Source organism: Bradyrhizobium sp. 132, assembly GCF_023074185.1.
Taxonomy (GTDB): Bacteria; Pseudomonadota; Alphaproteobacteria; order Rhizobiales; family Xanthobacteraceae; genus Bradyrhizobium.
Window position 1 is genome coordinate 1 of record NZ_JADPKY010000153.1, and the last position, 18180, is coordinate 18180.

Here is an 18180-nt window from a genome sequence, read left to right on the forward strand (position 1 = left end):
AAGCTAACCCAGCGGCGCATCCCGCACGCCTATATCCTCGCATGGTCGTCCTGGCGCAGGGCTCATCAGGCCAACGCGCGCAAAGCCCACCTCAAAAAAACTGCAACTGTAATGCTAGTACGGTTGATGCTTTTCCTTTGGGCTGAGGAAGGAACCCCGCCCGATCAACTCGGGCGGGGCATTGGACCGAGCCTCACTCCCCGGTCTTGCGCGGCCGCGACCACAAGAGCGTGTAGCCCTCGCCGCCTTCGTCGTCGAACAGGTTCGCGTAGATCGGCGCGTTGAACGAGGGATCGTCAAGCTTGAGCGAGAGGTAATCGCGGCCCTCCTCGGAGCGCTTGGACCAGGCCGCCCCGATCTCCGCCCGACCCACATAGATGCGGTGGCTGGGAGCGTTGTCGTTGGAGCGGTTGGTCTCGGCGACGATGCGGACGCCCTTGGCCTGCAAACTCAGGGTGACGATCTCGCCCTGGAAATCGTTGCCGACTTTCTTGAAAGAACCGATGTTAGCCATGTCACTTCTCCTGTTGTGTTTCGAGCCCGCGACCACCGCGGCCTCGATGGCGATCTAAAGGCCGAAGACGATCGGCGACGCACCCGCTGGCGGGCCGGAGCGCAGCGGAGGACGCCGTTGGAGCGACTTTCTTGTCTCGCGAGGAATGGGCGCAAGCCCAGGGGAAGAAAGTCGCTCCAACGGCGTTGCGGCTCAGACGATCGAGGCGCAGCCGCTCTTGGGCCAGATCGAGCCATCAAAGAGGCCACGTGCGTCCGCGTGCTGAACCGCAATCTTAAGGAGAAGATTTGGCGAATCTCGGTTGTGCTGAGCAAGAGGTCGGTACGGATCCGCGCAGAAGGAGAAACAATCTGCCGCAAAGGGCGGTATCGTCCCCGCAGAAATGATCGAGCGCGGCGCGCCTCATCGCAGCTATGCGGGCCAGACAGAGATTGGTGGGGCTTGCTTAAAGGGTTCGAGGAGAAACGCGGTTACCTTTCGCTCAATCTCGCCCCCCTCTCGTTCAACCTGGTCTCTGTGCGAGCTTGCTGGACCTGATGGCGACGAAGCCTCATCGCTCGTGCGTGGCGGCGGTAAGAACTGGTCGAGGTGTATTCTCCACCACTCCGGCCGAGTCCGACGGGCGGGTCCTCGCGAAAACGGTCAAACGCGCCCATGCCGTGCCGCCGATGCAAAGCGCACCTACGCAAGCGAAGGCCTCGCGCCAGCCCGGCGAACGCACCCCGATTTGCGACAGGGCAAACACCACTTGATAGCCAGCGATTGCCGCGGGGACCGCGAATACGGTTGCGATCGCGACGCGCAAGGTCGAGGACCGACTAACGGTGAGGGTGAGCTGACCCGCGGCAAGCGTCAGCGCGCCAGAAACAATTCCGATAAGCAGCGCGCCGAAGACGCCCGCGCCATCACGAAATGCCAACATTCCGACGCTGAGTGCGACGAAAAACGGCAAGGCATAGACCGCCAGCACAAAGATCAGCCAGCAGAATAAACCGATGCCGAGCGTGTTCAGGACAAGCCCGAGGGCGAGCATGGCGGTGGCTCCAATGCACAGACGTATTGGTCGCGCCTCCACCACCACCGCGGCGCGGCTTTGCACGTAAAATCGAAACGAGGCGGAGTTGCGGCGCGCAACGCCATCTTGGTCGGCTTGGAGGCGAGTAGACGGCGCTCATGCGCCGCCGAACTTCCAAACGGGAATACCGAGCCGCTTCGCCTTGTCAGCGAGATTGTCCTGAATTCCCGTGCCCGGGAAATGCATGACGCCGAGCGGCAGGAGTTCGAGCATCGCGTCGTTTCGCTTGAACGGCGCCGCCTTGGCGTGCCTGGTCCAGTCGGGCTTGAAGGCGATCTGTGGCACTTTGCGGCTGGTTGCCCATTTGGAGGCGATCAGTTCGGCACCCTTCGGAGAGCCGCCATGCAAGAGGACCATGTCGGGGTGCTTGGCATGAACCTTGTCGAGGCGATCCCAGATGAGGTTGTGGTCATTGAAGTCGAGCCCGCCGGTGAGTGCGATTTTCGGTCCTGGTGGCAACAAGACCTCGGTCTCGGCGCGTCGTTTGGCGGCAATGAAGTCGCGGGAGTCGATCATTGCCGCGGTGAGCGTGCGGTGGTTGACCAACGATCCCGATCGCGGCCGCCAGGATGCGCCGGTGTTGACCTCAAATCGTTCGATGGCCTGGTCGCGAAAGAGCTCCAGGCAGTTGCGGCGCTCGATCAGCGTGATGCCTTCGGCTGTCAGGCGCTCAAGCTCGACCGATCGCACTTCGGAGCCGTTCTGCTCGCGTTGGCTCTTCTGCTGCGCCTGTTCGTTATTATCGAGCTGCCGCTCGATGCGGTCGACGGCACGATGGAACAGGTTGACTGTCGACCAGAGCAGATCGTCAAGATCCGGCTCAAGCCGCGTGTCGCTCAGGGTCGCGACCAGGGCGTCGAATATATCTGCGACGGCGCCGCCAATCATCTTGCCCTCGGGGAGCGGTCTTGGATCGGGCTGGTCGTTGAATGGACGATGGCCGAAGAGCTGTAGTTCGGTGATGACGTGGTCGGTCGGAGAAGAGTTGTGCGGCGGTTCGATGTCGTCATGGTCGGTCATGGGAAGAGGTCCTTGCCGGATCGGCCGCGACCATCGCGGCCTTCGTGGCGATCCTCTGACGGCGGGCGGAGCGTGCCAGAACCCGAAAGGGCCGAAGCGGCAGCGGAGGATGGCGAAGGCCGGCTATTTTGCTTCGCGATGCAAAGCGCGCTAGCCAAACGTACGATGTGTCTTCACATCGCCGGCGCGCGGCGGAAAATAGCCGGACGCAGCCATTGCCGGCCCGCACCCGCTTGCCGTCCCATCGCCCTCTAGAAGGCCGAGGTCGCGTCCTCTTCCGGTATTGGCCTCGCCTATGACTGGCCCATCAACGTCGATTGAAGACCGGGAGCTATTCCGCGGGCACCGTCGAGGAATGCAGGAAGCGAACGACGTCCTCTGGCACGAGCTGGAACCGCAACGCTGCTCGGACGGCATCGAGGCCGAAGACATGGAGATCTTCGTTGAAGTCGCCCAGCCGGGGCGACAGCGCGATTGCTTCAATGCCGGCGTCCGCTGCGCGCTGGCTGAGAGTCGCCTGCACCACATCGCCAGCAGGATCGAGATCGCGGGAGATGTAGAGCCGGCGCAGCCCATTGGGAAGCATCATGGCTGAGAGGTGATTAGCCGAGAGCGCAGCCGCCATGGGCATGCTCGGCAGCACGTAACGTAGCGATAGCATGGTTTCGATTCCCTCGCCGGCAGCGAGCACGTCGTCCACCACGCCGAAGCGAACCGCGTTGCCGAGGAGATCGCCCATCGCGCGTCGTGGGGTATCAATCGGAGCTTTGCCCAGCCGAATGCGATCAAAGCCGTCCGGGTCGAGCCAGGTGCGATGCACGCCAGTGATCCTGCATTCGAGATCCGTGACGCAGGCGATCATCGCCGGCCAGGTCTCGGCTGGCAGGTGTCCGTCGGGCCGATAATAGCAGCGCGGATGGAAGCGCAGACTGCCACCATGGTGCACGTGGGCGATCCCGCGACGCTGCAAATATGTCTCCACGAGCGTCCCCTCGATCGGTTGGGATATCATGAAGAGCCGTCTCGCCGCCTCTTGCGATCCAGCCGGTGCTAATGGACGAACGGGTTTCGGGGCGACCTCCGGTTCACTACGAGCCAGCCTCAGAAAGCGCCTCGCCTCCTCTGCGACGTCCCGGAAATCGCGCAAGCCGCAGGTTTCACGAATGACGTCGAGAAGATCGCCATGCTCGCCGGTTGCGGCGTCGGTCCATTTTCCGGCAGGGCCTTTCGGCAAATCCTTGAGCCGCACAAACAACGAGCGGCCAGGGGTGTTGTGGACATCCCCGACCAGCCAGTACCGGCCCTGCCGCTTGCCGTTGGAGAGATAGTGTCGGCACACCGCCTCGGCCTCGCGCGCGAGGCGGCGTGCCAGTTCGCAAGGCTCGCGACGCATCAGGCGGCCTCCCGCTCACTGGCACGCTCGACCGGATAACGGTCGAGTACCTTGGACAGAATCTCGACACCGCTCCGGTCCGTGGGCACGAACATGCGCAGCTTCCAGGAGATGATTTGTCCAAAGAGGCCGTAAGCCCGCAAGCGATCGCGCATGGTGTCGTTGAAGCCCGCCAGTTCGATGCGGTGTGCGCCCATCACCCGGACACGGCGAAGCTGGAGACCCTCCGCAAGTTCGAGGACGGTCCGCCCCTCCATCAGCGCGGCGAAAGCGGCGTCTGGCGCGAGCGCCGGCGCGTCAGCCGCAAGGACATTCGTGACCCAGGTAACCGAGACCTTGCGGCCGACGATCCGCTCGCCCGCGTCGCTCTGCAGCCGATAGACGCGCGTCGACTCGTTCGGCAGCCGCTTCCAGATCGGCAGCAGCAACCCGGTCACGATGTGGATCGTGCTTTCCGTGAACGCTGGGATCTCGGTAAGCTCCGCCAGCCAGGCCGCGGCGAAGCGTCCGCGGTCCACTTCGACCCAATGGCTTTCCGCCATCATTCTTAAGGGGACGCTATGCTGTTCCACGGGCCGGATCAGGCGGACGCGCCGCTCGATCTCGCCGTCATCAAGCATGAAGCTCGGAGCCGCGACCTGCACCGCTGCTCGTCCCGAGCGCTCATTGATTAACAGGATGGCTCGAGGATCGGAAACATGAGCGAGAGCGTCATCCAGGCTCACAGGATGATTGCGCTGGCGCTGGGTGATCGTGAGAAGCTGCGTCTCGGCGCCAGTGCCCGGATGGACATAGATCGTCCGCCGGTCGGTGACGGCAAAGCTCTCGGCGCTGAGCCTTTCCAGTCCGACGTCATAGCTGCCCGAGGCGACCGCGCCCTCGATCCGGGCGGTCAAGAGCTGCTCGAAGGCGGTGAACAGAACGTTCTGAAGATCGATCGTGAGCGCCAGCAACCTGTTCAGGAAAGTCGTGATCGGAGGCAGGTCATCCTTGAGCCCATTAGCATCCGTGAGCTTCAGGCCGGTCGCATACTGGAACCGCTCGAGCGAGCAGCCGTCGACCTTGCCCCGCGCCAGCAGCGTATAGAGTTGGCGCAACGCGTCGCGGCCGTAATGGCTTTCGAGATTGTCCTCGGGCCGGAACAGGCCCTGCCCTCCGGTCTGGCGTTGGCCACGCGTGATGGCGCCCAACGTATCGAGCCGGCGCGCAATGGTGCTGAGAAAACGCTTTTCGGCCTTCACATCGGTCGCGATGGGACGAAACAGTGGCGGCTGCGCCTGGTTGGTCCGGTTGGTGCGGCCGAGCCCCTGGATCGCGGCGTCCGCCTTCCAGCCGGGCTCGAGCAAATAGTGGACCCGCAGGCGGCGATTCCGCGCCGACAGCTCGGCATGGTAGCTCCTTCCCGTGCCGCCCGCGTCGGAGAAAACGAGAATCCGCTTGACGTCGTCCATGAAGGCCGAGGTCTCGGCGAGGTTGGCCGAACCGGCCCGGTTTTCGACCACCAGCCGGTCGCCCTTGCGAACGATGCGGCGTGAGCGGCCTGTGACCTCAGCGACCATGTTGGTGCCGAAGCGCTGGATCACCTGGTCCAACGCGCCCGGGACCGGAGGCAGCGACGCGAGCTTCTCGATGAGGCGGTCGCGGCGAGCGACGGCCTCCCGGCTCTCGACCGGTTGGCCGTCGCGATAGACGGGCCGGGAGCAGAGATTACCCTCCTGGTCGGTGAAAGGCTCGTAGAGCTGCACCGGAAAGGAGTGGGCGAGATAGTCGAGGACATACTCGCGCGGGGTTATGTCGACCCGGACGTCGCCCCACTCCTCGGTCGGGATCTCGGCGAGCCGGCGCTCCATCAGCGCCTCGCCGGTCGAGACGATCTGGATGACAGCGGCGTGGCCGGCGTCAAGATCGCGTTCGATCGAGCGGATCAGCGACGGCGTCTTCATCGAGGTCAGCAGGTGACCAAAAAAACGCTGCTTGGCGCTCTCGAACGCAGATCGCGCGGCCGATTTGGCTTGGCCGTTCAACGTGCCGGTCTCGCCGGTGATATTCGCGGCCTGCATTGCTGCATCGAGATTGTTATGGATGACGCTGAACGCTCCGGCGTAGGCGTCGTATATCCGAACCTGCTCGGGCGTAAGCTGGTGCTCGACGAGTTCGTACTCGACGCCCTCGTAAGAGAGCGAGCGTGCCGCGTAGAGACCGAGCGCCTTGAGGTCGCGCGCGAGTACCTCCATCGCCGCGACGCCGCCCTGCTCGATGGCCTCGACGAACTCGGCGCGGGTGGCGAACGGGAAATCGTCGCCGCCCCATAAGCCTAACCGCTGGGCGTAGGCGAGATTGTGGACTGTCGTGGCGCCCGTCGCCGAGACATAGACGACGCGCCCATTCGGCAACGCGTGCTGGAGCCTGAGCCCGGCACGCCCCTGCTGGGATGCCGCCTGGTCGCCGCGCTCGCCCTTCTGGCCTGCCGCGTTCTGCATCGCGTGGCTCTCGTCGAAGACGATCACTCCGTCGAAGTCGGAGCCCAACCATTCAACGATCTGCCGCACGCGCGAAAGCTTCTCGCCACGCTCATCGGTGCGCAGCGTAGCGTAGGTGGTGAAAAGGACGCCTTCCGCGAGCCGGATCGGTGCGCCCTGGCGAAACCTTGACAGTGGCGTCACGAGCAACCGCTCCATGCCGAGCGCGGACCAGTCGCGCTGCGCGTCTTCGATCAGCTTGTCGGATTTACTGATCCAGACCGCGCGGCGGCGGCCCTTGAGCCAGTTGTCGAGCAGGATACCGGCGACCTGCCGTCCCTTGCCCGCCCCGGTGCCGTCGCCCAAGAACCAGCCGCGGCGAAAGCGGACGGCATTTTCTGCATCGTCGCGTGCGGCCGCCACAACATCAAAGGTTGGATCTATCGTCCAGGAGCCCGCAAGAAATTCGGAATGCGCTTCTCCGGCATAGATGACGCTCTCAAGCTGGGCGTCGGAGAGGATGCCATCCGCCACGACATTGGCCGGCAGGTGGGGCCGGTAAGACGGCTTCGGCGGCGCGACCGAGGCCATCGCGGCGGACTGCACGAGCTTGGTCGGATGCGCATGCGCGTCCGGAATACGGATCGCATGCAGCGCGTATTCCTCATAAAGCGCGTCGGTCAGTCGAGCGCCTTCCGGAGGCGTCCACTCGACAGTCTCGTAAGTGAGCTCGACGCCCTCGGTCGCGACATTTCCCGAAGTCGACCATGGTCGCGGTGCAAAGGTGCCGACCGGCCACGGCGTCGCGGGGCGCTTGATGACGTCGACCACGACGGGGGTGGCGACCGGCAGCCTTGGAGGCACATGCTGGCTCACCCAGCCGAGCAATGTGGCGATATCGCCCGCCATGCCCAGCGACTCCGGAAAGACCTTCGGATCTGCGGCAGGCTGCTTGTCGATCACGAGCAGCCTTGTGTCGGTCTGCGTTCCGTGTTTCGCGTAGACCGCGCCATCGATGGCGGCAGAAAACACCACTCGCCCGCGCTCCTGGAGTCGAACGAAGGCATCTCGCCATGCCGGATTATCGGGCGTAAGGCTCGCGCCGGTAATGGCGACCAGACGACCGCCGTCGCAAAGACGCGCGAGGGCTGAGGCGATGTGCCGGAAAGCCGCGTCCGCCATCCGTCGATCGACGTTCGCCAATGCCGAGAACGGCGGGTTCATCAGGACGACGCTCGGTACGACACCCGCACCGAGGTGATCATCGATCTGGGTAGCGTCGAATCGCGTGACCTTAACCTTGGCGAACAGTTGCTCGAGCAATGCGGCGCGGGCCTCGGCCAGCTCGTTCAATGCCAAGGCGCCGCCGGCGAGCTCGGCAAAAATGGCGAGCAAGCCGGTCCCCGCGGAGGGCTCCAAAACCCGATCGGACGGCGTGATGCCGGCCGCGGTGCATGCGGCGAGCCCAAGCGGGATCGGCGTCGAGAATTGTTGAAGGGCCTGACTGTCCTCGGAGCGCCGCGTGTGGGTCGGCAGACGGCGCGCGATTCTCGCGAGCATCAGCAGCATGGCGGCCGTCGAGCCGGCCTCGACACGAATTGCGGGACCAAACTTGCGAAGGAACAGAACAGTTGCCGCCTCGCAGACATCATAGGCGGTTTTCCAGTTCCAGACGCCAGTGGCGTCGGAAGCGCCGAAGGCAGCTTCCATGGCGCTACGCACGACAGTGGCATCGATGCGACGGCCGCGCTCGAGGTCAATGGCGAGCTGTCGCGCGGCCCTGACGGCGGCGGAGGTGAGTGTTGCAGCGGCGCGCACCGAGAGCGGCGCGGCGGCAGCGCCGCCGGCGAGAGATTCGGTCATGAGAGGGTTTCTTTCGGAGAGCAGGAAAGGATCGAACCATCAGGCGCTCTCCTTTGACCCCGACGGCTCAAAACCCTTTCCCGGCCCGGCTCTCCCTCTCAGCGCTCGCCCAGAAAAATGGGACCGGCGCTGCACAGCGGTCCCCAAGCACCTACGGACGGCCAGAGCCGTCCAACTCCATGATCTCACTCAGCGGCGTCGAGTTGTTGCGGATCCTCATCCTCGTTCGCGTTCTCCCGATCCTCGTCCTCTCCGAGGAATTCAGGCAGCGGGCCCGCTTCACTCTCCTGCTCCAGTGACGATACGCCGGACTCGACGACACGCAGCGGCTCCGGCAACCAGCCCGAACCATCGAGAAGGCGCTCAGCCTCCTTGGCCATGTCGGCCTTCTTCAGGTGGTCGATCAATTGTGCGGACGATTCGCCTCTTGCTTCCCGCACCGCCTCCAGGATGCGAGGTTTGGTGACCCGGCCGAGATAGTTGTCGACGGAGGGCTTCCAGCCCGCTCGGACCATGTCGAGGCGGACGGCGCGCGCGAGCACATCCGCCTGGTCGAGCCGGGTGCGGTCGCCGTGGGCGGAGACGCGGCCCTGATTGTAGCGGTTGGCCGGCTCAAAGACGGCGTTGACCGCGAATGACGCACAGTGAGCGAACAGGGACGCCTGTGCGCCGCAATCGAGAGCTGCGAGCGCATCCCAAAGATCGTTCTCGCTGTTCGGCAATCGTGCTTTCCAGGACTCATGCCGCGCCTCAACGGCCTTCGCGGACGCGCTTTCCCTCAAGCCAGGCGCTTGAGCCGGAAAGGTCGGCGTGCGAAGGCCGATCTCAAGGCAGCCGCCGGACGATGCGAAGCGGTAAAAGGCCGTCAGCACGAAGTTGTGCAGCACCGCCTGAAACGCGATCGCAGGATTTTCTGCCAGCGCATCCCGCAACGCCAGCGTGCGATGTGCCGTCAGCTCGGTGATCAGCCGATCCGGCAGAGGTTTGGTCGCATGCTCATCATCTTCTTCCACTTCAGGAGCGCCACCCGAAATGGCAATGGCCGTGCGCTGGACGGGATTGCCAGCCGCGTTCCCCTCGATGGACTGCGTGTCGGCGCCCTGCCCGACACCAGGATCGGCTGCGGGCACGTCGTCCTCCGCGCGGACGTAACCCCGATCCACCGAGAGGCGGCCTTCGGAATCGATGCTGACGAAGACGCCGGCGCGGACGATCTCGGCCGGATCGTAAATCATCGGCCGGTCTTCGAGCGCGACCAGTGCCGCCTCGATCTCGCCGAGACGCTGATCAACCTCATCGGGCAACTCGTCAGCATCCTGATAATCGGATTCAAGCTTGGCTTGCTCCGCGTTGAGGGCGTCGATGGTGGCCTGCTCCTCCGGGGAGAGATCGACAGGTTTGCCCTCGATTTCGCGCAGGCCCTCCGTGTGGCCGTAGGGGAAATCGACGGCGAGCGAAATCCACTTCCAGCCTTCGGCTGCAATCGTCTCGGCTTCGGCTTTGAGCTTTTCCGTCACGAGACGATCGAGCAAGGCAGTGTCCTGGAGCCAGCCGCCATCATCGTGCTCGAACAGATCCCGCAAAACGCCGCCACCAGCCTGCTCGTAAGCATCCAGGCCAATGAACTGAACGCGGCGGTCAGACGCGCGTACGGTATTTTCGGTGAGCATTCGCCGGATCTGATAGGGTTCATCATAGCCGGATCGGCTGACATTCTCCCAGACCTGCTCCTGGCGCGTGTGATCCGCCGTGACCGAGAAGGTCATGAGCTGCTCGAGAGTCATGCCGTCCTCGGCATAGACCTCGTGCAGCTTTGGCGACACGGACGCCAGCCGGAGCCGTTGCTTCACGACGGCCGGCGTCACGAAATGGCGGGCAGCGATATCCTCGTCGGATAACCCGGCGCCACTCAAGGTCTGAAAGGCTCGGAACTGATCGAGCGGATGAAGCCCTATCCGCTCGTCATTCTCAGCAAGCGAGTCATCCTCAGCCATGCCACCCTCGCGCACGACACAAGGAACCGCCTGCGTCTTTGCCATGCGCTTCTGCTTGACGAGAAGCTCCAGCGCGCGACAGCGCCGTCCGCCGGCCGGCACCTCGAACATGCCGGTCTCATTGCCTTCAGTGTCCACGACCGCCCGCACGTTGAGACTTTGCAGGAGCGTACGCTGCGCGATGCTTTCGGCGAGTTGCTCGATGGAAATGCCCGCCGTCACATGCCGGACGTTGGACTGGCTCAGCACCAGCTTGTTGAACGGAATATCACGCGAGGGCGACAAGGTGATCTTTTGGACAGCCTTCGTCATGTCGATTCTCCACGACGGGCGGCCGAGAGCCTCTCTCTCGACCTCCAACCCGTCGCGGAAAACGACCCCGCCCTCTCACTCTCGTGCCCGCGGTGACCCGGTGGAGTCTCACGCCGCTTCCTGGTCCGCTTTTTCCGCCTTCATGTCGGAAGCGGGTGCTGGCAAGAATCCAAGGAGATAGTCCGCGACCTTGCTGGCCTGTGAAGCGGCCCGGACAATTGCACGATTGTCCTCGCGCAACACATCGAGCCACGAGCCGATATAATCGGCGTGCCGCACCGTCGGCACGATACCGAGCGACGCGCAACCGAACGCAGAGGCAATTTCCGCGACCAACTCCTCAAAGGCGTACTTCTTGGTGCCAAAGCTGCCCGACAAGTCGCGGTTGAGACGTGACGGATGGCCGCTGGCATGCGCCAGCTCATGCAAGGCCGTTCGATGCCAGTTGATCGGCTCGAAATAGGCTTGCGGTGGCGGCACCTGCACATAATCTTCTGTCGGCGCATAAAAGGCGCGGTTGCCGCCGATGCGGAAGTCGATGCCAGTCGCCTTGATGAGCTTGTCGACCTGCGGCTCGATCAGGTCTGGCGGCGGAGGCGGCGCTGTTGTTGCGATCTCCGGAGGCAAGCCCTCGCATTGATCGATGTTGAAAAGTGTGAAGCGCTTGAGGAACGGAATGGTCTGCGCTTCCTCACCGTTCTCGCTCGCGCGGCGCTGTTCGTCGACCGGCACAAAGCGGTCGGCATAGACGACGGTCGTGCCGCGCTCGCCCTTGCGAACGTGACCACCGAGCGATAGCGCCTGGCGGAATGTGAGCCAGCTCTGACCTGTGAATGCGTGTTCAGTGGCAGCCCCCCAGAGAATTAGTATGTTAACGCCGCTGTATTGGCGGCCGGTCGCGGCGCTTTTCGGCATGGCCAAAGGCGCCTTCGCCGCCGCGGTGCCCCAAGGCTGCACCCACGGCACACGGCCGGCCTCCAGCTCGGCGATGATCTTGTTGGTGATGTCGTCATAAAGGCTCGTCCGGTCCTCACCGGTGCGCGCCCGAGGATGATGTCTGGACATCGCGGATCTCCGCGACGGGCGCCGCGAGCCTCTCTCGCAGCCTGTAACCCGTCACGGCAAAACCGCGCGACACTCTTACTCTCAGCCTCTAATTCAGAATGCGACATTTGCGACCCGGTCCGCCTTCCGTCCCAAGCTTTCAGGGCTAGATACTGAGATGCCTGGGGCCGCAGGCCCGACCGGGCATGCGCCAAGGGCGCATCGCCTCGATGGGAAATGGCACCCGGAGAGCGTGAGCATAGCGACCCGAAGGGGCACGCGGGTCCGAGTGCAGCGACGAGACCGGTTAACAGCGGCACCCGGGAACGGGGCAGTGATAGCGATCGCCGAAGGCGAGCCCCTTTCACGAGTGCCCCCGGCGAGGAGCTCCGCAGCTCTTGCGCGAGGGATTCGAAGCCGCACGGCCGAGACGCCACGCGGCTCGGTTCAACGAGAGCCCGATGCGGCGGAAGCCGCTCGCGCGCAAGCGAAAGAACATCGCCAAGACTCGAGCCGGAGGACCTAGATTTCCTCGCGCGCGTTGGTCTGCGCGTCATAGATCCTGATCTGAAGCACGGGAAAACGCTTCTTTAGTTCTTCGCCACCTGCCCTGGCGCCGTCTCTGGTTGCAAATTCGGCTTTGAACCGGCCGTCCACTTCAAGCGCGTAACCAGAGGCCGGCAATTCACCGGTGGCTGCAACCATTTCATTCCCATGGCGATTGGAAATGATGGGTAGCGTGAGCAGCCCAAACGGCGCCAGAGCCACCTGCCCAAGTGCCGTGATTGGCTAACGCCCGTTCTGGATTGGTGCCTTGCAGGAATCGCATAAAGGATGGGCATTTGCATCGTCCGAACAGGCGGACGGCTTTCCACTTGCGCGGATGCATGCACGATAGAGCCACGGCTCGACATAGCTGCCCTTCCAGAGTCCTCGGCCCGCGCGCTCAGCCTCGCGCTGAGCTTCGTGATACCTGCCCTTCGAGTATTGGGGCCAATCCAGCGCAAGACCGTTGCGTACAAGCCAACCACCGAGATCCTTGCCTGCGACCGAGCAGGTCGCGACCGTGCGGCCATACGGGTCGAGGCTGACTGGAACACAATTGACGGCACTGCGGCCAATGAAGGCATCAAGGTCGTTCGCGGCCTGAGCACCACACCGATATTGCAAGCTGTCGTCGCCACGGCACAGCTGGCTGCTCTCCGGTGCATCGATGCCCCAGAGCCGGATGCGCACTCCATGTATTTCCAATGTGTCGCCGTCGATAACACTGGCCTGGCCGACAAAATCGTCGGCCAACGCTACGCTCGACAGCATGGCGATAATCAATGCGACAGAGGTTCGACGCATTCCAATGACCTTCTAACTACCGCAAATCTCGCGGCTTGAGTTTTGGCCAGTTCTCATGTGGCTTCAGTGCCGGCAGGTTTGCTAGCCGCTCGGGATAATGAAACTCCGTGCGGCGCCGCGAGCGTCCCTCGAAGCGATCCCAGAGTAAAATCGCGTCCATCTGCCAAGTGAATTCATAAACCTTCCAGACGCCGTCATTCTTTATAGCTTCGCCGGTCGCGTTGGTTGCCCGCTGTTCAGCCGGCGAAGCGCGTAAATTCGTCCCAGCGCGCCCCTTTCGGAGGACGCAAGGCGCTGCAGCGCCCTTTACCAGACGAGGGGCTGAACGTCGTCATGCGCGACGCGGACAAGGAAGACAAGATTGCTGCGTGGCCGGTTTTGCACAGGATTGCGGAACACGTGGACAAGCACCTGCCCCGATGATTTGGAATCCCTGCTCTGTGTTAGCAGCCGGAACGAACCGAGGGCTGCAAGGATTCGTCCCTCGCGGAGGAGCGATCTTGATGCTGATGACCAAGGAGAGGCGGACGGCGATCCGCACGGTACGGGGGTGGGCGATAGCCGTGCTGCATGAGGCAGGCGCGATCCGCGAGTGTGTGTACCATGGCTGGATGCAGGACCGCGCAGATCCACACGCCCGTGAGCGGGCGTTCCAAATCGCCCGCCAGGATCCGCCACCGGGCCTTTCGCCCGAGGCGGCCGCCGGGGCTGTGACCGAGGTCCTGGACTCGATCGGCGATACCTGCCCCGAATGCCCGACCGAGGTCTAGGCACGCGCTGAACGATCGACGCCAGCAAAGGTGACTAACGCCCGAGACGCTTCTCGACGCGCTTGCGGCTGTTGCCGACCTTTTTGACAGCCTTTTTGACCGCTGATGCCGACCGCCCGGTCTTCTTGGACTCGTACCCCACCTCATACTTTTGCCCGCGGGCCACACGGGCTCGGTCCTGCTTGCGCCCGCGTGCTGTTTTGTTCTTCGCTGTCGCCATCGGCTCCTCCTGATGGATTGATGATGAAGCAACGCAGCAAAGGATTCACGGGTTCCGGAACGATTCGAACTATGTCAGTTTGAATCAGCTGTTGCGTGGAGTGCTTCAGTGGCGTTTCAGCGTAAAAAAGCGGCCGGCATCGGCGTCAAGGCGCCGTTGCCCGGCTTCATCGAACCGGCCTTGGCAACCTCGATCGAGAGGGTGCCGTCCGGCAGGCGATGGATTCACGAAATCAAGTTTGACGGCTACCGGGTCCAGGTCCACCTGGCCAACGAGGTGGCCAAGATCTTTACCCGGCGCGGCCACGACTGGACTCACCGCTTCAAGAAGGTCGCCCACGACGCCTGGCGCATCAGGGCGAGCTCGGCCCTCATCGACGGCGAGATCGTCGTCCCCGCCGCCGACGGCACGACCGATTTCTCGGTGCTGCAGACCGAGAAGGGTAGGTCGGCCAAGATCGTGCCGGTGGCGTTCGATCTGCTCTATCTGAATGGCCGCGATCTTCGGAAGCTGCCGCTGATCCAGAGGAAAGCCGAGCTACGGAAGATCGTCGATGGCACCGACGTCCAGTTCAGCGAAAGCTTCGAGATCGAGGGACGCGAGATGTTCGCACACGCCTGCAAGCTCGGCCTGGAAGGTGTCGTCTCGAACCCATGCGCGTCCGCGGCATCTTGCGCGTCACGCGTGTAACCGTTCGCGCTGACGAGAATGCCTTGCTGTATGGGAATGCCGACGTCGTTCAAAATCCCGACGAAGTTGTCAACCGCCGATGTCTTGAGGGCTGTGGCTTCGTTCTTACATCCGAGCGCGATTTGAACTTTGTAGCCCGCGACACTGGATGTGATCAGAACGTCAATTTCTCTCTTCCGCTTCGTTTTGCTTCGCACAACGGGCAGCTTCCTTCGTTTCTCCACGCGAACGCCTGGCACCTGGTGCATCATCGCAACCGGGTCTTCGAGGATGTTTCCCTTGATCTTGTTGGACATCGCTTGGCCGCCCCACCCAATAATCTTTCTTTTCGCCTCCGCCAGTGTACGCCGAGTCGCTGGCTTCGCTCTGCTCAGCCGATGCCGCAGGCGCTGGACCGGGATCGAGCGGGTAAATGACTGATCTAAGTCATTGATATTCATTATATTATTGAATCTATTGCACTATTTGTTGAATGACGTCGGGTTTTTGCCTATATTCAATGTCGGGTTTTTGCAAGGAGGACCAATATGCCTCGCAAGCACACATTGCGCGAAAAGATAGAACAGCGGATCGCCCGCAAGAAGGGCGAGGACGTGTTCCTAACGCGTGAATTCAAGACGCTCGGCGGCGAGGATCAGGTCCTGCGCGTCTTGCGCAAGCTCGTGGACGATGGCCGCTTGGTGCGGCTCGGCTATGGCGTCTACGGGCGTGCGACCGTTTCGAGCCTCAGCGGCAAGCCGATGCTCTATAGCCGTGACGGCTTCGCCGGCGTGGCACGTCAGGCGCTCGACAAGCTAGGCGTTAAATGGGAGCCGACCGAAGCCCAACGTGCGTATAATGAGGGCCGCTCGACGCAGGTCCCCGTGAACCCGGTGGTGCGGGTCAAAGGTCGCTTCTCACGTCATCTACGTTACCGCAACGCGGAGCTGGTTCTTGAGCGATAACCCAACCCTCGAACAGCTGCTCGAAGTCCAGGAGTATTTTGGGCTCCCGGGCCCCGCGCTTGTCGAGAAGGATTGGTATGTCGTCAAGGCGTTGGCCGCCATCGCTGCAGTCGATACCGGCGATTTCCGCCTCGTGTTCGGCGGCGGCACGGCGCTAAGCCGCGCCTACAAGCTGACCAAGCGTATGTCGGAAGATGTCGACCTTAAGATCGTCCGCGATAAGGCTCCGACGCGCGGCGAGCTTCGCAAGTTGCGCAAAACAATTACCGATGCTCTGCTGGGCGCGGGCTTTGTCTTCGATCCTGAGAACAAAGACCACCGCGTCACGATGTACGAAGGGCGTTACACCAAATACCAGTTGCCTTACAAAGCCCTCGCCGAGGGCAAGGGCATCTTGCGGCCCAATGTCCAGATTGAAACCTCGGTATGGCCGCTGCGGCGCGAGACCGTGGACAAGTCCGTGATCTCCTTCATCGCAGAAGCCTACGGCCGCGATCCGGAATTACCGAAGATCGCCTGTTCATCCGTTCTGGAAACCGCCGCGGAGAAATTCGTGGCCTTGACATGGCGTGCAGGCTCGGAGCTGGCGGGCCTGCGTGAGGAGCGCGACCCAACGCTGGTCCGGCATATCTATGATATTCACATGATCCGCGACGAATACGATGTGAAGGAGGCCGCCACGCTGGCCCATGAAGTGATGCTCGCAGATGCCGCCACACGCGGCGACAGTTTCCCGGCTTGGAAGAAGGATCCGCTGGGCGAGACGCTGCGTGCGATCGGGGGCATTCCCAACGACAGGGTCTTCGTGGACGGCTTTGCTAATTTCCAGCGTGACATGGTCTATGGCGACAAGCCGGATTTCAGCGTGGCGATGGGCACCTTGAACACGCTGGCGGATCATCTCAAGAAGGTTCCGGCCTGACATGACCGCCGTTCCCTTCACGCGCCCGACGGCATTTCCGCCGTCGCATTCCTGACCAAGATGTACCAAGCGCCGTTCAACCACATGGTCCTGCGCCTCGGCCTCGAAAACGAGATCACCTCCGACACAGCGATCAGCGTCGCGAAGAAAGCGGACCTTCTGGGCCGCATTGTCGTGCAACGACCAGCCGATCCAGTCGAAACGCTGGAAGGCACGCTCGCGCTGGCGGAAGCGGTTATTCGCGAGGCCGTCCAGCTCATGCACCCTGAGCCGGTGAATGATTTGGAGACCGACTTGGCGCGCGGCCTGGCGCGGGACGGGTACGTCGTTGCATTCGATGAGCGAGAACGCCCCGCGCTACGTGCGGCGTTGCCGGAAGAACTCGGCCTATCGGTGGTGGACAATGAAGTGCATGAATTCCTCAAGCAGTTCGGCTTCACGGAACCGCTTGGCCATCTGAGTCAGGGCATCGAGGCGCATGCACGGGGCGATTGGGCGGCGGCAAACGCTCAGTTTCGCACATTCCTTGAAGGGCTGTTTGACGCGATTGCCTTTCACGAAGGTGCGGATCGATCGGCACAACCAACATCGGAGAACCGACGCGCGTGGCTGGCGAATATTGGCTATCTCTCCGAAACCCGCAACGAATGGACGCAAGACGGCAAGAACTACATCAACGGCCTGTTCAAGATGCTTCACACGGACGGCTCGCATCCCGGCCTGTCGGATGAAGATCACAGCACCTTCCGGCTTCACATCGTGCTGGTGACCGCGCGGACCTTTCTGCGCCGTTTGCGCTACAATCAGTAAGTTGGCCGGAACGCGTAAGGTGATGCCGGCAACCTAAGATTCTTTCATGGTGCCGAACCCGGATACGACCATTGGACGCCTGTATGCTCGTTTGACGGATCGGATATCGCTTGCCGAGTTCGAGCAGGCGCTGGCAGACTACTTTAGCGAACCACGGCCAGCGGCCGAGCTGGCGGATTACCGCGCCAAGCGCGGCGCGGTAAAAAAGCTGCGCGATGAGGTGGTGCCTGTTTTGCATCACGTCAAGTTCGTCAAAGCAAAAGGCGATATCCGGTTCGAGCTAGGCAGTGACGTGCCGGATTGCTGGTTGCGCGACAACCCGAACGCCGCGCCACAGGTCTTGAGGTCACGGTGGCGCAATCCCGCGAGCAACAGCGGCTCGGCCAGGAGATGAACGAAAAAAAGGGAGTGGTCCCGGGATATCTCGGCTTACCGGACGACGCCCCGGAAAAGGTTTTCAAGGAACGCTTGGCCCGTTCTCGCATCATGCACAGTGCGGAAGGCGCGTTGACGGTCATCGGCAAGGGCATCAAATCTTGCCTTCGCAAGAAGGATCACCCGAAATACGCAGGGCATGATCTGCTCATCGAAGCGCCCCTGCATAGCTTGCCGAAGGCACGCTGGAGCCGGATTGAGGATGATCTGCGTTCGGCGGCTAGCACATTGCCGTTCCGCGAAATTCACGTCGTCGGCGATCACGATACGTCCCCGTTTGGACTTCGCATCCAAATGAGCCGCCGGAGTTTGCGGCAACGATCCGTACAGCCGGCCGATTAAACGCTGGTCCACAGCGCGTCCAA

General features: G+C 62.6%; 17 protein-coding genes and 1 pseudogene. 8 read left to right on the forward strand and 10 right to left on the reverse strand.

The window, feature by feature from the left end:
- Positions 1-193: 193 nt before the first annotated feature.
- The 9 genes from IVA74_RS32450 to IVA74_RS32490 all read right to left on the reverse strand — a co-directional run bounded on the left by IVA74_RS32450 (position 194) and on the right by IVA74_RS32490 (position 13024).
- Positions 194-514, reverse strand: coding sequence for a DUF736 domain-containing protein (locus IVA74_RS32450; protein ID WP_018457399.1), 321 nt, complete (start codon positions 512-514; stop codon positions 194-196).
- Between the two features lie 550 nt (positions 515-1064).
- Positions 1065-1547 carry a hypothetical protein gene (locus tag IVA74_RS32455; RefSeq protein ID WP_247351066.1) on the reverse strand — a complete coding sequence of 161 codons (483 nt, stop codon included), beginning with the start codon at positions 1545-1547 and terminating at the stop codon, positions 1065-1067.
- A 138-nt stretch (positions 1548-1685) separates the two neighbouring features.
- Positions 1686-2609, reverse strand: coding sequence for a DUF2493 domain-containing protein (locus IVA74_RS32460; protein ID WP_247351068.1), 924 nt, complete (start codon positions 2607-2609; stop codon positions 1686-1688).
- 331 nt (positions 2610-2940) lie between these two features.
- Positions 2941-4002 (reverse strand): toprim domain-containing protein, encoded by a 1062-nt coding sequence (locus IVA74_RS32465; RefSeq protein ID WP_247351069.1) that lies wholly within the window; start codon positions 4000-4002, stop codon positions 2941-2943.
- Positions 4002-8324 carry a strawberry notch-like NTP hydrolase domain-containing protein gene (locus tag IVA74_RS32470; RefSeq protein ID WP_247351070.1) on the reverse strand — a complete coding sequence of 1441 codons (4323 nt, stop codon included), beginning with the start codon at positions 8322-8324 and terminating at the stop codon, positions 4002-4004. The genes IVA74_RS32465 and IVA74_RS32470 overlap by 1 nt, the downstream gene beginning before the upstream one ends.
- Positions 8325-8509: 185 nt before the next feature.
- Entirely contained in the window at positions 8510-10630 is a 2121-nt protein-coding gene (locus IVA74_RS32475; protein WP_247351071.1) for a ParB/RepB/Spo0J family partition protein, read from the reverse strand.
- Between the two features lie 108 nt (positions 10631-10738).
- Positions 10739-11695: a zincin-like metallopeptidase domain-containing protein gene (locus IVA74_RS32480; RefSeq protein ID WP_247351072.1), complete on the reverse strand. Its 957-nt coding sequence runs from the start codon at positions 11693-11695 to the stop codon at positions 10739-10741.
- A gap of 501 nt (positions 11696-12196) precedes the next feature.
- On the reverse strand, positions 12197-12379 hold the full coding sequence (locus IVA74_RS32485) for a hypothetical protein (protein ID WP_247351073.1): 183 nt from the start codon (positions 12377-12379) through the stop codon (positions 12197-12199).
- Between the two features lie 84 nt (positions 12380-12463).
- Positions 12464-13024, reverse strand: a complete 561-nt coding sequence (locus tag IVA74_RS32490) for a thermonuclease family protein (protein WP_247351074.1) — start codon at positions 13022-13024, stop codon at positions 12464-12466.
- A 503-nt stretch (positions 13025-13527) separates the two neighbouring features.
- Between IVA74_RS32490 and IVA74_RS32495 the strand changes: the two genes are divergently transcribed.
- The gene (locus IVA74_RS32495; RefSeq protein WP_247351075.1) at positions 13528-13794 is read left to right on the forward strand and encodes a hypothetical protein; all 267 of its coding nucleotides are present in this window, start codon (positions 13528-13530) and stop codon (positions 13792-13794) included.
- Between the two features lie 34 nt (positions 13795-13828).
- On the opposite strand, the gene IVA74_RS32500 is transcribed toward IVA74_RS32495, so the two are convergent.
- The gene (locus tag IVA74_RS32500) at positions 13829-14014 is read right to left on the reverse strand and encodes a DUF3606 domain-containing protein (RefSeq protein WP_247351076.1); all 186 of its coding nucleotides are present in this window, start codon (positions 14012-14014) and stop codon (positions 13829-13831) included.
- Positions 14015-14122: 108 nt separating this feature from the next.
- Between IVA74_RS32500 and IVA74_RS32505 the strand changes: the two are divergent.
- From IVA74_RS32505 to IVA74_RS32535, 7 genes and pseudogenes are all read left to right on the forward strand, one after another.
- A pseudogene (locus tag IVA74_RS32505) lies at positions 14123-14662 on the forward strand (DNA ligase); the annotation flags it as partial.
- 65 nt (positions 14663-14727) lie between these two features.
- Positions 14728-15120: a hypothetical protein gene (locus IVA74_RS32510; protein ID WP_247351077.1), complete on the forward strand. Its 393-nt coding sequence runs from the start codon at positions 14728-14730 to the stop codon at positions 15118-15120.
- A 111-nt stretch (positions 15121-15231) separates the two neighbouring features.
- Complete coding sequence (locus IVA74_RS32515) at positions 15232-15648, forward strand: DUF6088 family protein (protein ID WP_247300127.1); 417 nt, start codon at positions 15232-15234, stop codon at positions 15646-15648.
- Complete coding sequence (locus IVA74_RS32520; protein WP_247351078.1) at positions 15638-16570, forward strand: nucleotidyl transferase AbiEii/AbiGii toxin family protein; 933 nt, start codon at positions 15638-15640, stop codon at positions 16568-16570. The genes IVA74_RS32515 and IVA74_RS32520 overlap by 11 nt, the downstream gene beginning before the upstream one ends.
- A gap of 60 nt (positions 16571-16630) precedes the next feature.
- Positions 16631-17380 (forward strand): hypothetical protein, encoded by a 750-nt coding sequence (locus tag IVA74_RS32525; RefSeq protein ID WP_247351079.1) that lies wholly within the window; start codon positions 16631-16633, stop codon positions 17378-17380.
- A 46-nt stretch (positions 17381-17426) separates the two neighbouring features.
- On the forward strand, positions 17427-17774 hold the full coding sequence (locus tag IVA74_RS32530) for a hypothetical protein (RefSeq protein ID WP_247351080.1): 348 nt from the start codon (positions 17427-17429) through the stop codon (positions 17772-17774).
- Complete coding sequence (locus IVA74_RS32535) at positions 17732-18157, forward strand: hypothetical protein (RefSeq protein WP_247351082.1); 426 nt, start codon at positions 17732-17734, stop codon at positions 18155-18157. The genes IVA74_RS32530 and IVA74_RS32535 overlap by 43 nt, the downstream gene beginning before the upstream one ends.
- Positions 18158-18180 lie beyond the last annotated feature (23 nt).